The 14,710-nt window shown below is 39.9% G+C and carries 9 protein-coding genes; 6 read left to right on the top strand and 3 right to left on the bottom strand.

Annotation, left to right across the window (positions count from 1 at the left end; translation table 11 throughout):
* The first annotated feature begins 42 nt into the window (after positions 1-42).
* The 3 genes from aguA to ACRWQN_RS11925 all read left to right on the top strand — a co-directional run bounded on the left by aguA (position 43) and on the right by ACRWQN_RS11925 (position 4,962).
* The gene (aguA, locus tag ACRWQN_RS11935; protein WP_434937924.1) at positions 43-1,149 is read left to right on the top strand and encodes an agmatine deiminase; all 1,107 of its coding nucleotides are present in this window, start codon (positions 43-45) and stop codon (positions 1,147-1,149) included.
* A gap of 114 nt (positions 1,150-1,263) precedes the next feature.
* A complete protein-coding gene (locus tag ACRWQN_RS11930) occupies positions 1,264-2,970 on the top strand; it encodes an amidase (RefSeq protein WP_434937922.1) in 1,707 nt (568 codons plus the stop codon).
* Between the two features lie 438 nt (positions 2,971-3,408).
* Complete coding sequence (locus ACRWQN_RS11925; RefSeq protein ID WP_434937920.1) at positions 3,409-4,962, top strand: methyl-accepting chemotaxis protein; 1,554 nt, start codon at positions 3,409-3,411, stop codon at positions 4,960-4,962.
* Positions 4,963-5,077: 115 nt separating this feature from the next.
* Here ACRWQN_RS11925 and ACRWQN_RS11920 read toward each other — a convergent pair whose 3' ends face one another.
* Complete coding sequence (locus tag ACRWQN_RS11920) at positions 5,078-6,130, bottom strand: methionine synthase (RefSeq protein ID WP_434937918.1); 1,053 nt, start codon at positions 6,128-6,130, stop codon at positions 5,078-5,080.
* Between the two features lie 74 nt (positions 6,131-6,204).
* The gene (locus ACRWQN_RS11915) at positions 6,205-7,179 is read right to left on the bottom strand and encodes a DUF1852 domain-containing protein (protein ID WP_434937916.1); all 975 of its coding nucleotides are present in this window, start codon (positions 7,177-7,179) and stop codon (positions 6,205-6,207) included.
* A gap of 658 nt (positions 7,180-7,837) precedes the next feature.
* Between ACRWQN_RS11915 and ACRWQN_RS11910 the strand changes: the two genes are divergently transcribed.
* The 3 genes from ACRWQN_RS11910 to ACRWQN_RS11900 all read left to right on the top strand — a co-directional run bounded on the left by ACRWQN_RS11910 (position 7,838) and on the right by ACRWQN_RS11900 (position 13,562).
* A complete protein-coding gene (locus tag ACRWQN_RS11910; protein WP_434937914.1) occupies positions 7,838-11,254 on the top strand; it encodes an EAL domain-containing protein in 3,417 nt (1,138 codons plus the stop codon).
* Between the two features lie 299 nt (positions 11,255-11,553).
* Positions 11,554-12,429 carry a diguanylate cyclase domain-containing protein gene (locus ACRWQN_RS11905; RefSeq protein WP_434937912.1) on the top strand — a complete coding sequence of 292 codons (876 nt, stop codon included), beginning with the start codon at positions 11,554-11,556 and terminating at the stop codon, positions 12,427-12,429.
* A gap of 167 nt (positions 12,430-12,596) precedes the next feature.
* Positions 12,597-13,562, top strand: coding sequence for a Gfo/Idh/MocA family protein (locus ACRWQN_RS11900; protein ID WP_434937910.1), 966 nt, complete (start codon positions 12,597-12,599; stop codon positions 13,560-13,562).
* 55 nt (positions 13,563-13,617) lie between these two features.
* Here the strand turns inward: ACRWQN_RS11900 and ACRWQN_RS11895 are convergent, their stop codons facing one another.
* Positions 13,618-14,409 (bottom strand): hypothetical protein, encoded by a 792-nt coding sequence (locus ACRWQN_RS11895; protein WP_434937908.1) that lies wholly within the window; start codon positions 14,407-14,409, stop codon positions 13,618-13,620.
* Positions 14,410-14,710 lie beyond the last annotated feature (301 nt).

Raw genomic sequence — 14,710 nt, 5'->3', positions numbered from 1 at the left:
GCTTACCTTTATCGTTTTTCAGCATTACTGGAGACAAGACTCATGACAAACGTGAATACCACGCAGTTAACAACTAAGCCATCTGAAGATGGTTTTCATATGCCCGCCGAATGGGCGAGGCAGCAAGCTGTGTGGATGCTTTGGCCATACCGTCCTGACAACTGGCGCAGTGCAGGAGCTTATGCTCAAGCCACCTTTGCCAAGGTGGCTGATGCCATCGGTGCCGCTACACCCGTTTATATGGGCGTGCCCAAGGCATTTTTAACGCAAGCTAAGACGATTATGCCTGCTCACGTTACCTTGGTTGAAATCGATAGCGATGATTGCTGGGCACGCGATACTGGCCCTACTGTCGTGGTGAATGCCAAGGGCGAATGTCGTGGTATCGATTGGGGCTTTAATGCCTGGGGCGGTCATAACGGCGGTTTGTACTCTCCATGGGATAAAGACGAGCAAGTTGCATTACAAATGAACGCGCAACATGGTTTTGAGGGGTATCGCGCGCCACTTATTCTTGAAGGCGGTTCAATTCATGTTGATGGTGAAGGCACCTGCATGACCAGTGCTGAATGTTTACTTAACAGCAACCGCAACCCAGATTTGACCCGTGAACAGATAGAAGCATTACTGTCTGAGTATTTAAATGTACAGCAGTTTATCTGGTTGGAAGATGGCGTTTACATGGATGAGACCGATGGGCATATTGATAATATGTGCTGTTTTGCGCGTCCAGGTGAAGTGATTTTGCATTGGACTGATGATCAAAATGATCCGCAGTATCCTCGCTCAAAAGCGGCCTTAGATGTGTTACAAAATGCTGTTGATGCACAAGGTCGTAAGTTAAAAATCCATTTCATGCCACAACCTGGCCCTTTGTATTGTACTGAAGAAGAAGCGCAAGGTGTAGAAGTGGGCACTGGTGTACCACGTACGGCGGGTGAGCGTTTAGCGGGTTCTTATGTGAACTTTCTTATTACTAATCAGCGTATTGTGTTCCCACTACTTGATCCTGCAACTGACGATATAGCAGCTCAAAAATTACAGGACATTTTCCCTGAATATGAAATTGTTGGTGTGCCTGCACGGGAGATCTTATTAGGTGGGGGTAATATTCATTGTATTACCCAACAGATCCCCTCTGGTCAGTAAATAAAAACCAAGACCAATAAAAGACAGTGAATTTTCAGTCACTGTCTTTGATGATATTTATCTTTTAGAGCAATTGATCTTTAACACAATTGCCTTTCAAGAAGAGGTTGTAACATGTTCGAAGTCACTGAGATTTCTATTGCTGAGCTGCGTGCAGCGCTTGAATCAGGCCGTACTACATCGGTTGAACTGGTTAAGTCATATTTAGCCCGAGTTGATGCTTATGACGGTCCAGCGACACAGACCAAGCTAAATGCATTAGTGGTGCGCAATCAAGATGCGATAAAAGAAGCGCAGGCTTCTGATGCACGCCGGGCTCGTGGTCAAACACTGAGCCCACTCGATGGTATTCCTTATACCACCAAGGACAGCTACCTTGTTAAGGGGTTAACAGCGGCTTCGGGCAGCCCAGCGTTTAAAGATTTAGTGGCTCAATATGATGCCTTTGCCGTGGAACGTCTGCGCGAAGCGGGTGCAATTTGCTTAGGCAAAACCAACATGCCGCCTATGGCCAATGGTGGTATGCAGCGCGGTCACTATGGTCGCGCTGAAAGTCCATATAACGCGAACTACCTTACTGCTCCTTTTGCTTCTGGTTCGTCTAATGGTGCCGGCACTGGCACCGCGGCAAGCTATTCAGCTTTTGGTTTAGCTGAAGAAACATGGTCTAGCGGTCGTGGGCCTGCATCTAACAACGGCTTGTGTGCTTATACTCCATCACGCGGTGTCATCTCTGTGCGCGGTAATTGGCCATTGACACCGACTATGGATGTGGTCGTACCTTACACCCGCACTATGGCAGACATGCTAGAAGTTCTTGATGTTATCGTGGCTGATGACCCTATCACCCGCGGTGACTTATGGCGTTTGCAACCTTGGGTTCAAATCCCCAAAGCATCAAGCGTGCGACCACAATCTTATTTGGATCTTGCTGCACAAGCCGACACGCTTAAAGGCAAGCGTTTTGGGGTGCCGCGCATGTACATCAATAAAGATGAATTGGCTGGCACCAGCGAAAATCCAGGTATTGGTGGACCAACCGGTCAGCGTATCAATACCCGCGCGACAGTTATTGACCTTTGGGAAGCGGCGCGCAAAGCACTTGAGTCTGCTGGAGCAGAAGTCATTGAAGTTGATTTTCCGCTGGTTTCCAACTGCGAAGGTGACCGACTAGGTGCGCCGACCGTTTATAACCGCGGCATAGTCACCGCGGAGTTTTTGGAAGATGAGCTATGGGAATTATCAGGTTGGGCATTAGATGAATTCTTGCGTGCGAATAATGATCCTAAATTAAATAAGCTTTCTGACGTTAACGGCCATTTAATTTTCCCACATGACCTTGGCACCTTGCCAAATCGTGAGGGCGATTTAGCAGCAGGCATGGATGAATACGTCAACATGGCTAAAAGAGGGCTTAAGTCGTATAACCAGATCGACAGTGTTCCCGATGGACTGCGCGGCTTAGAGAAAACGCGCAAACTAGACTTGGAAGACTGGATGGACGAGCTAAAACTTGATGCTGTGCTGTTTCCAACTGTGGCTGATGTGGGTCCTGCTGATGCACACCTTAATCCTGTGTCTGCCGACATAGCTTGGAGCAACGGTGTTTGGGTTGCCAATGGTAATCTGGCTATTCGCCACTTAGGTGTACCAACGGTAACTGTGCCTATGGGCGTAATGGCCGATATTGGTATGCCAGTGGGTTTAACTTTTGGAGGCCGTGCCTATGACGACAATAACCTGCTTAAGTTTGCCAGTGCATTTGAAGCGACGGGCAATAAGCGCGTTATTCCTTCACGCACACCAGCGCTTGGTCAATAAATACTAGGCATCGAACCAAAGCTTAAGCATCATAATTAAATAACGAGATTGGTTTTTCTCACCAATCCCGTTATTTATTCTATATAAGCAATTGTTTAATATATAAAAATAATTATCTATCACGCCATTCAACCATGTTATGTAAATCAACTCATTAATAAAGCCTATCTTGCTAATTCATTTTACATTCAGTTTGAAACAAAGGATTTCATGTTTTTTTCTCATTGATAAAAAATTTATTGTATGTCATACCAATAACCTAAATAATATAATGTTTTTATGTAGTTATACTAAGTAGCCTCATATCGTTAGTCATCTATGCCAAATTTGAAAGGAAAGTGGTTTAACGTAAAGCCCGTTGGTTTAATTGTGGTTTTTTGTATTTGCATTTTTACCGTTAATAATTCAGCATTAATTTAAGCCGCCCAAGGAAGATACATGAGAAATAATCAACCCATTACCCAGCGCGAACAGACATTTTCAGCAACAACAAAACTGATTTCAGTGACTGATACTCAAGGCGCTATTTTAGATTGTAATGACGCATTTATTAAAATAAGTGGTTACGAAAAAAGTGAGCTTATTGGTAAGCCACACAATATCGTTAGGCATCCTCAGATGCCTCCTGCCGCTTTTGATATTATGTGGTCTCATTTAAAATCGGGTAAACCTTGGATGGGATTGGTAAAAAATCGTTGTAAAAATGGTGACTATTATTGGGTTGATGCCTATGTCACACCCGTAACTGAAAATGGAAAAATCGTTGGTTATGAATCTGTACGTTCATGTCCTAAACGCGATGATGTTGCCCGCGCTGAGGCCTTGTATGGAAAGTTAAGCAATGGCAAAGAGCCTGCAGCTAGTATGACTTTCCCCACTGAAAACCTAATGCCTGTTTTTGGAGTTATTGTTGCAGGCGTGTTGTTTTCGATAGACTACAATTTTATTGCTTTAATAGTACTTACCGCTTTTAGCATTGGATATGCTGCGATAATGTCAAGAAATAATAAGCTCATCATAGACTCATTACAGGACATGCTTAGATCAAATTTTTCACACGATTTAGCTGCTAAAACATACACTACATCTTCGGGTAAACTGGGTTTACTCAAAGTCGCTATTCTCAGCCAGAAAGCACATTTAGTGACTGTGCTGACTCGTATTGAAAGTGCGGCTGTCCACGTGGCGACTGAATCAGAAACAGGCCATAAATTGACTTTACAAACCAGCCAACAAATTGAAAGGCAACAAGCTGAAACGTTTCAAGTGGCAACGGCAATGAATGAGATGACCACCACTATTTCCGAAGTGTCAGAGCATGTTGTTGATACTGCTAACCATGCAGAAACTGCAAATAATTTAGCAATTGAAGGTCAAAAGGTTGCAGAGATAACACGCTCGTCGATTCAAAATCTTAGAGATACCGTATTGGATATTAGTTCTTCCGTGTCTGAAGTGTCAGACCAGATATCGAACATAGCTAAGGCGGCAGAAATCATCGAACAAATTGCAGAGCAGACCAACCTGCTGGCGTTAAATGCTGCAATTGAAGCAGCAAGAGCTGGTGAACAAGGGCGTGGCTTTGCCGTGGTTGCAGATGAAGTTCGCAATTTAGCTAAAAGAACTCAAGAGACCACACGTGATATATACAAAATTGTTGAAGTATTAACCAGTAAAGCAAGTAACGCAGTGAAAACTGCCAATTTGGGTGCTGGTGCTGCCGATGAAGGTTTGCAAAAAGTGGTAGAGAGTGGCGTAATGCTGAATGGTATTTCTAGCGCAGTAGAGAAAATTGCCCAAATGGCAATTCAAATTGCCACTGCCGTAGAAGAGCAAGCCCATGTTGCTGAAGATATTAATAAGCAAGTGGTGAATATTTCGGAGCTAGCGAGTACCACTGCTGATGGCGCAGGGAATACGTCACAATCAATCTCGCGCTTGAAGAAAACTGCAGATGAACTTCATGAATTAGTTGTACGATTTAAAAATTAATTGAATTTAAGCAATATTCTCAACGATAGCCAGTAATCAATAAGATAACTGGCTATCGTTGGGCTATTTTCTATTTATCCTCATAACAATATATCTAATATCTCAACCTTAAAACCTAACTATCCTTAGCCAACAGCTCTTGTCTAACGATTTCAGCACCTGCACTTAAGGCATTGAGTTTGGCTCTTGCTACTTGATGCGTTAAAGGTGTCATGCCGCAGTTGGTACAAGGGTAAAGCTTATCAGCATCGACAAATTGAAGTGCTTTTCGCAGAGTATCTGCCACTTCCTCTGGCGTTTCTATGGTATTGCTTGCTACATCAATCGCACCAACCATGACTTTCTTACCGCGAATGAGTTCAAGGAGCTCCATCGGCACATGGGAGTTGTGACATTCTAGTGAGATAATATCGATATTTGATTTTTGCAGTTTGGGAAACGCTTCTTCATATTGACGCCACTCAGAGCCCAAGGTTTTTTTCCAATCGGAATTAGCTTTGATGCCATAACCATAACAAATATGGACCGCGGTTTCGCATTTTAGCCCTTCAATGGCTCTTTCTAAGCACGCTATGCCCCAGTCATTCACCTCATCAAAAAACACGTTAAATGCAGGTTCGTCAAATTGAATAATATCAACACCCGCTGCTTCTAATTCTTTGGCTTCTTGATTCAGTATAATGGCAAATTCCCAGGCAAGTTTTTCACGACTTTTATAATGATCATCATAAAGTGTATCTATCATTGTCATAGGGCCTGGTAGCGCCCATTTTATTGGTTGCGTGGTTTGCTGACGCAAAAATTTGGCGTCTTCAACAAAAACTGACTTTTGACGGCTCACTGGACCAACAACCGTGGGAACGCTGGCATCATAACGGTCACGAATTTTAACGGTTTTACGTTTTTGAAAATCAACGCCATTGAGGTGCTCAATAAAGGTGGTCACAAAATGTTGGCGTGTTTGCTCGCCATCACTGACAATATCAATACCTGCTCGCTGTTGATCGTGTAACGACAAACGCAGTGCGTCTTGTTTGCCAGCAGCTAACTCATCCCCTTGTAATTTCCAAGGAGACCATAGTGTTTCAGGCTCTGCTAGCCATAGAGGTTTAGGTAAACTGCCCGCAGTTGAAGTGGGTAGTAGTATTTGTTTTTTTAATGTTTTCATTATATTGATACCGTAGATTTTGACTAACGTAACCACTGAGCTAAGCGGTTAAACCGTGCGAATAAATATATAAATTACGCATAATTAGCTGACCATTGCTCAAGTACAGTTTGATACGGTTTGATAAAATACTCCGCAGCAAATTTCCCTTGTTCTGCAGCAAGTTGGCTACGTTCTGCGCGATCATAAACAATTTGCGTCAGTGAATGATCTAGATTTTTCAAATTCGGTTGATAGCATTTCCCCGCCACGGCATTGGCATTATAAATCTCTGGTCGATAGATTTTTTGAAAGGTGCCCATTGTGCTTATGGTGCTTATCAGCTCAAGATGAGTGTAATCATTGAGTAAATCACCAAAGAAGTAAAAAGCTAATGGCGCGACACTATTTGGCGGCATAAAGTAGCGAACCTGTAAGCCCATTTTTTGGAAGTATTGTTCAGTCAATGACGATTCATTCGGCTGGTATTCAACCCCTAATACCGGGTGTTGGTTTTCAGTGCGATGATATGTCTTGTTATCCGAAACACTGAGGCAGATAACCGGTGGCTTAGTGAAGTGCTGTTTATAGGTATCTGAGTTAACGAAATATTTAAACAGTTTACCATGTAGCTCACCAAAGTTTTCTGGGATGCTAAATTGGGGCTGATCTTTGTTATGATCTGGCAGTAATACGCTAAAATCATAGTCGCGAACATAAGAAGAAAAGTTATTGCCGACTATGCCTTCAATACGTCTATTGGTTTTGCTATCAACAATATTGGTTTTCAAAATTTCAATCGAAGGGAAGGCTTGGCCACTGCCTGAAATGTTCATATTAACGGAAATAATTTCAAGTTCTACTGTATAGCGATCGCCTTTTGGATTATCCCAATGGGCTAAGGCATTAAAACTATTATCAATCATCTTCAACGCGTTGCGTAAATTGGCCTGACGATAGCTGCCTCTGGCTAAGTTAGCAAAGTTGGTAGTGATGCGGGTTTTGTCTGATGGGTGGTAATTCTCATCTAGAAAAATGCTGTTAATTGAAAATGTAAAATTATTATTCATGGCGATTTAGTATCCATTCTATGATTTCAAACCTGAGTTTATGCATTGTGCTTCTAGACATTTTTTATCTACTGATCTGATTTTCTCAGTCAGTTGTCTTACCGTCTTTTAGGTTTTTCGCCTGATGACTTAGTTAAGGATCAGTTGTAAGTTTGTCTAGTGTTTTGCGCTGAGTAAGTTATACGTGGTTCGGTACATGAACAAAAACGGTATTATTTCACTTCAAACATGAGTCATATTCATGTTCTTTCTGTTTGAATATTAATCTAGGTGTCAGCCGGTTGAGGTTATATTCATTAGCTGGATTAGTGCATAATTTGATTGGCGGCTTTGTGTAAGGGGCTGATTTTATCGGTAGGTTTTTTATTAGTGATTTTTATTGATTATATTTTGTGTTTCGCTTTGCGGTAGGGTTCCTTTAGCTTGTATGATAGGTCTTGTTTAAACTCGGAGTTATTAAGTGATAAGAAATGCGCCGTAAATAGAACTCCTGCCTTTTGCGGTAAGCATAGATGTTTTTCTCTAACTGTTTGTTAACATTCAATCAACTCTGCTAAAGTTAATCCATAATGCTTTATATAATATGTCTAAAGCATAATTTAAGCTCAGTTACCGCACTTTTGTAGCGATTCTAGTGCACTTTTTACAGGGAACTTGAATGATAAAGCTCTTAGCAAGTTTGAAGCAATCTATTGTTAGTCATACCTTGATGGCGGTAGGTGTTCGAATTTTATTAGTGATCAGCATATTAACCACCATAAGTTATTTTCATATATTCTCCGAGATAGAGTCGACCAAGTTAGCTGAATTCCAATCTTTTACCCAAGAAAGGGTGGCTAGAGAAAGCCAAATTTTCACTTTGGCAGAAGACAACCACAAATTACTAAAGCAAGATATTCTGAATTCTTATCAGCCATCAAATAAAGCAGCGATGTTGTCCCTTTTCGATCAAGACTTCATTCGCCAGAGCGATCAAGCGGTGCGTTTTAATCCAAAATTATTCGATGCAAATGAACGTGCGGGGGTTTGGATTGCAAAAGATGTCCAATTAACTGACGAGCTTAAATACCGTGCAAGTTTACTTAATACACTAGTCAGCGATTATGGCAAAAGCTGGCGCAATCGTTTCATTAATACTTATGCTTATGGTACTGAAAACTTTGCCGCCATTTATTGGCCAGAAATTCCTGATTTTACCTATCGATTAGCCGCTGATTTTGATATCCGTTTGGAAGAGTATTTTACCATTTCGATTGAAAAAAATAATCCAGAGAAAAAGACGGTTTGGACAGGCGTTTACCTTGATAAACAATCTGATATTTGGATGGTTTCAATAGAAACGCCTATTTATTATCAGCAGCAACACATAGCCACCATTGGCAATGACATGTCTTTGGATGAACTGTTTCAAAGAACGATTAATCAGGCTCCCCAAGGGGCGTACAACCTCATTTTTCGTCACGATGGTCGCTTGATTGCACATCACAATTACATTGAACAACTTAAAGCGGCTGATGGTCAGTTTATTATTAATCGGGATGGTAACGATTCATTAAAATCAATTTATCAAGCGGTAATTAGTGCAGAACCGAGCCAAAAAATGATTGAATTGGCACAGATAGATTCTTATTTAATGGTCAGTAAGCTATCAGGCCCTGGTTGGTATTATGTCAGTGTTATACCTAAGGCCCTGGTGAGTAATGTGGCTTCTAGTACGGCAATAATTGTATTCATTTCAGGATTTATTGCACTTGGAATTGAGTTGATGGTGCTATTTTTTGTGATGAGAAAGAAAATTACCCAGCCTTTATCAAAACTTAATCATGCCACCTTAGCATTATCCAGAGGTGAACAAGCAGGAAAGTTAGATGATCTTCGCCCAGATGAATTAGGGCGTCTTGCCAGTGCTTTCAATGCAATGAATCATAATTTAATTAAACGTGACAATCAGCTGGCGAATGCAAATAAAGTACTGGAAACACAATTACATCAAATACAGTTAAGTCAAAGTAACCTTGCTAATGCGCAAGCTGCTGCACGTTTAGGGAGTTGGCAGTATGACACTGTAACTAAACAATTAATCCTGTCAAAAGAGCTGGTTAAACTATTGGAGTTAAATTCATCTCAAGTTGCAAATCTCAATATCGAAGGATTATTTAATCGGTTAGGTAAAAGTGATAATGAACCCATATCAGATGTGTTTAAGCAGTTTATCGAACATGGTGTTGCTTTTAGTTTGAGTCATGAGTTAGTTAGCATTAATGATAAGCATGATCGCAGTTATGTTCATTCAACAGGACAGGTTGAGCAAGATGGACTGCGTTTGACTGGTACAGTACAAGATCTAAGTGAGCAACATAAAGCGGAACAAGCTAAAAAACAAAGTGAGCAATTGTTCCGTAATGTGTTTCACAATTCGACTATTAGCATGGCTGTGGTAGGGCTTGATGGCAAAATCTTACAAGCTAATAACACACTCTGCAAAACGTTCGGCTATACCTATGATGAAATCAACCTGTTAAATTATGTCGATTTACTTCAGCCAAGTGAACGTGAATTAGGTTACAAACAATTAGAGCTTATTCGTCATGCACAAGCGAAGTCATTTGATACAGAAATAACCTTGGTCTGTAAAAATGGTACAGAACTTTGCTGTTATATTAATGTTTTTGTTCAAAAAAATATCGATGGCCTAGCCGACTATATTTTTATTCAGTGCATTGATATTAGCTTAAGAAAACAGGCTGAACTTAAATTAAATCAGTTAGCTTTTCATGACCCTTTGACTCATTTAGCTAACAGAACATTATTTATTGAGTTTCTGACCAAAGCAGTAAGGCAGTATAAACGTGATGCTGAACACAATTTTGCTCTGTTGTTTCTTGATTTAGATGGATTTAAATTAGTCAATGATAGTTTAGGTCACTTAGAAGGCGATAAATTACTGGTTGCGATCGCTGAAAGGTTGAGTCATGAAATACGTAATTCAGATACTCTGGCAAGATTTGGTGGAGATGAATTTTGTATATTAATGGAGTGTATTACAAATGAAGATCAGGTGGTTAAACTTGCCGAGCGTATTAATAGCTCACTTAATAAACCCTTTATGTTAAATAATGAGTCTGTTGTGACCAATGCTAGTATCGGTATTGTTTTGGCGAGCAAAGAGCTACTTGATGCGCAAGAATATTTACGTGATGCAGACAGTGCTATGTACCATGCAAAGCGTGAAGGTCGAGGAGGTTATGCAATCTTTAATGAAGATATGCATATGATGGCGAAAAATCAGTTAAGGTTGCGTAATGAGTTAAGTCAGGCTGTAGATGAAAATCAATTTATTGCTTATTTTCAACCAATTATCAAATCTAGTACAGGCCATATAGCCGGTTTTGAGGCATTAGTTCGTTGGTTGCACCCAACCAAAGGATTGATTGAGCCGATAAAGTTTTTAGGTATAGCTGAAGAGATGCGAAGGATAGCTGAAATTGATTATCTGGTTATTGATCAAGCATTAGGCCAAATAACCCAATGGCGTGAACAGTTAAAACGCGATGATTTAACCGTGAGTTGTAATGCGTCGAGTGACTTAATCTCAACTTATCATGTTGTTGATAAACTCAAAGCACTTTTAGACAAGCATGGATTGCCCGCACACTGCCTTAATATTGAAGTCACTGAAAGTGTATTAATTAATGATCCAGAAACAACGATGAAAATATTATATCAACTGCAGGCTATCGGAATTAATATTCATTTAGACGACTTTGGCACTGGTTTTTCTTCGCTGAGTTATTTACATCGTTTTCCCATTCATAACATAAAAATTGATCGCAGTTTTGTTAGTCGGTTAATGGATAGTGACAAAGATCATGCCATTGTTGAAAGTATAGTGTTGTTAGCTAATCGCCTCGGAATTGCAATAACAGCAGAAGGGGTAGAAACAAAAGCGCAATATCAGGCATTACAAAAAATTGGTGCAACCAAAACTCAGGGTTATTACCACAGTAAACCAGTAGACTCAGATTCAGCGATGACGCTGTTACTGGCTGATACAAAGCAACTTACCGAATTCTAATTAGTGGATGTTAATTGTTGCACATTGGAGATAAAATTTTTGGTAAAAATCTCTCATTAGCCTAAGTCTTTAGTTATATGAGAGTCATATTTTTTGCGTTAATTCAACAAGGCACCAGTGACATTTAAATTAAACTGTTTGATTATGCTAAGTTGTATGAATATGGATAGTAAAGTGGAAATATCTGTTTTGGTCAGTGTTGCGTAGACAGTAACAATATTCAAGATTAAGTCATTTTGATTCGTTAATCGACATACAGCCTTAACCAACCAATTAGTTTTTGCAATGATGGACAAATAATGATTTCTGATACGCTTAAACAACGAGCTCAGGCATTCGACTATTTATTTGATGCAGTGGTTGTCACTGATATGCAGGGTATTATAGCGGATTGGAATAAAGGCTCTGAAGCCCTATATGGCTACTCTAAAGCTGAGGCTATCGGCCAGCCCGTTAATATTTTACATGTGCCCGAAGACAGCGTTCATATCTCTTCTGAAGTGATATCTGCGGTAGAGAAGCAAGGTAAATGGACTGGTGAAGTAAGAATGCTGCATAAAAATGGCAATATTGGCTGGGTTGAGTCTATATGTGTGCCTATTTATGATTCAACTAACCAGATGATAGGCGCATTAGGGATCAATAGAAATATTACTGAGCGTATCAACGAAACTAAGCGGCTTGAGCATTTAGCGCATTACGACTCCCTGACAAAAATTCCTAATCGTTATTTATTACTTGATCGCTTAGAGCATTTAATCGCGCAAAGTGAGCGAAATAGCCTCCGCTTTGCGCTGTTTTATATTGATTTAGATAAATTCAAAATCATTAATGACACAAAAGGTCATGCGTTTGGAGATAAAGTATTACTCGAAACCGCACAACGGCTTAAACTGTCTATTCGTCACGCCGATACCGTTGCAAGAATTGGTGGAGATGAGTTTGTTCTGTTATTAGAAAACATAGCAAGTGAGGACGTTATTTCTTCAATGATTGATACTTTATCTAACAAGCTAAGCCAAATTTATACCATTAATGGTAAGCCGTTTGAGGTGAATTGCAGTATTGGTGTTGCAATTTATCCGGATGATGGCACCACTTCAGATGCCTTGCTTGCCTGTGCGGATAAAGCTATGTATAAATGTAAGAAACAACATCAAAATATTGAATGTTAATTCAACATTTAATGCTATTTCATGTGTGTTTTTTTTATATGACAACATCACCCACTCTTTATAAGTTCTGGTAGCAGCACTTAATCAAAAGTATCGATATATTATGTGCCACAGAATCCTTCGGTGTCATAATTGAGATAACCATCTCAATACTATTAAGGACGTAAATGAGTAAGTTAAATTGGGGAATTGTCAGTACGGGCAGAATTGCTGCTTTGTTTTGTCAAGATATAGCCTTTGCTAAAAACAATCATTTATATGCAGTAGCTGCTAGAACTCAAGATGATGCTGATGTATTCGCGCAGCAATATCATGTAGAGAAAGCTTATCAGGGCTATCAAACCCTGTTTGACGATCCTGATGTTGATATCGTGTATATTGCAACGCCACATAATTTTCACTTCCAGCAAACCTATGATGCGTTAATGGCCGGGAAACATGTGTTGTGTGAAAAGCCGATGACAGTTTCGGTTGAAGAATGTCAAATATTGGTCGATTTAGCTAAAGCGAAAAACTTGCTGTTGATGGAGGCGTTGTGGACTTACTTTTTACCCGCCCTTAAACATGCTAAACAGTGGTTAGATGATGGCCTAATTGGTCAGCTAAAGCATATCAAAGTTGATTTTGGCTATCCTATTCCATTTAATCCTGATGATCGAGCCTATAATCCGCAGTTGGCTGGTGGTTGCTTGTTAGATATGGGGATTTACCCTTTGGCAATTGCTAATTACTTTCTTGATGCTGATATAGGCAATCTTTATGTTCAAGCACATTGCTGTGAAACGGGCGTGGAAGATGATGTCATTATCATAGCAAAAAGCGAGCAGGTGATGGTGAGTTTAACCGCATCGTTTCAGTGCCGTTTGTCGAACAATGCTTATATAATTGGTGATAAAGGTTACATCATTATTCCAGATGCCTTTAGGGCGAGTAAATGTCACTTGTATCATCTTGATGAGCAAGTCGATACCTTTTCTGACAACAGGCAATCGCTAGGTTATCATTTTGAAGTAGAAGAGGCTTACAGACTAATTGAGAATGGCATATTTGAAAGTAAGGTGGTGTCACATCGACACAGTTTGCTGTTGCAATCACAAATGGCAAGAGTAAAGGCACTGATTAATAAAAGTTGATTTTCAGGCTGTTTGCCGGGACATTCAATGACAACTTTGATTGATTTAGTTGTTGTCAGTCAACCTTTGTTAGATCAACAGGTAATAGAAATGTTTTATACTTTTGCATGCTGTCTTGCCAATCTGGGTTGTTGTTAAGTAATACAATAAGAGGATTAATTGCCTTAAATTGAGTACTGAATGCTTTGGGAGCCAGAATATGACGAGTATATTTGTCGTGAGGCTTGGAAGATAAGTAAAGTTGTTGATTTTGTTCGAGTAAGCCTTGGTAGTAAATGGATGTTGCTCTAGACACAATAGCAAAGTCAAAACGTTTTTTGATAAGCATATTAATCAGTTGTGATTCGTTAGAAGTGTCAATGCGAGTCATTAAGCCGTCAGCGACGAGTTTGTCTATAGTGTGATAACGAAAACCCAATATGCCCCCGACGACTTTACCGTACAAAGCTTGCTTATTAACAAATTCGACAGGATTAATTAGATGAGAAATTATATCATCTTGATCGCGCATTAGTGGCTCTGACCATAAATAAGTTGTTTTATCTTTGTCTTTAAACCAAAAAGGGTTTACGCCGATAACCATACCGTCAAATTTCTGTGTCTCGAGCAAATGATTAAGACGTTTTCGAGGAATGTAAGACACGCTGAAATGGTAATCTTGTTGCTGCTGGTTAAAAAAATGTGCCACATCATAAAGCAGGCCTATTTCATTTTTACTATCAATTACGTAAGGCGGCATATAGTGATAGGTATACAGTGATATATCTTGGCGTGTGTGTTTGCTTGTGGATGTTTCTCCCCACGCACTAAAACAGCTTAATAGTGTTATTAGTAAAATAAGTTTCAATCTGCACTCCTTTCCAGGTTGAGTTATTTACATCAATTTATCATTTCATCACATAAATCAAGCTCAAAAACCAAGCAATCCTATGCCTTGTTTTATACTAGCCTATGGTAACCAAGTTAGCACATTCTAATGTTGTAATTAAACCAAGATATTTTCATAAACAACACTGTTAATCTCTAAAATGCGATCCCTAATACATAATCTATTTAGTATTGTTGCTATATCCAAGTAACAAGATAAGCATAAGTGACTTACTAATAGGCTCATTAGGTCTTATCATTATCAATATTAGTTTCTTTGC

Origin of the sequence: Shewanella sp. HL-SH8, from assembly GCF_051165765.1 — a bacterium.
Taxonomy (GTDB): domain Bacteria; phylum Pseudomonadota; class Gammaproteobacteria; order Enterobacterales; family Shewanellaceae; genus Shewanella; species Shewanella glacialimarina.
The sequence above is the reverse complement of the archived record's forward strand: the minus strand, read 5'-3'. Positions and strand labels throughout refer to the sequence as shown.

Excerpts from the sequence above, each read along its gene's own strand:
- aguA (WP_434937924.1), top strand. The coding sequence starts at position 43 with ATGACAAACGTGAATACCACGCAGTTAACAACTAAGCCATCTGAAGAT.
- ACRWQN_RS11930 (WP_434937922.1), top strand. The coding sequence starts at position 1,264 with ATGTTCGAAGTCACTGAGATTTCTATTGCTGAGCTGCGTGCAGCGCTT.
- ACRWQN_RS11925 (WP_434937920.1), top strand. The coding sequence starts at position 3,409 with ATGAGAAATAATCAACCCATTACCCAGCGCGAACAGACATTTTCAGCA.
- ACRWQN_RS11920 (WP_434937918.1), bottom strand. The coding sequence starts at position 6,130 with ATGAAAACATTAAAAAAACAAATACTACTACCCACTTCAACTGCGGGC.
- ACRWQN_RS11915 (WP_434937916.1), bottom strand. The coding sequence starts at position 7,179 with ATGAATAATAATTTTACATTTTCAATTAACAGCATTTTTCTAGATGAG.
- ACRWQN_RS11910 (WP_434937914.1), top strand. The coding sequence starts at position 7,838 with ATGATAAAGCTCTTAGCAAGTTTGAAGCAATCTATTGTTAGTCATACC.
- ACRWQN_RS11905 (WP_434937912.1), top strand. The coding sequence starts at position 11,554 with ATGATTTCTGATACGCTTAAACAACGAGCTCAGGCATTCGACTATTTA.
- ACRWQN_RS11900 (WP_434937910.1), top strand. The coding sequence starts at position 12,597 with ATGAGTAAGTTAAATTGGGGAATTGTCAGTACGGGCAGAATTGCTGCT.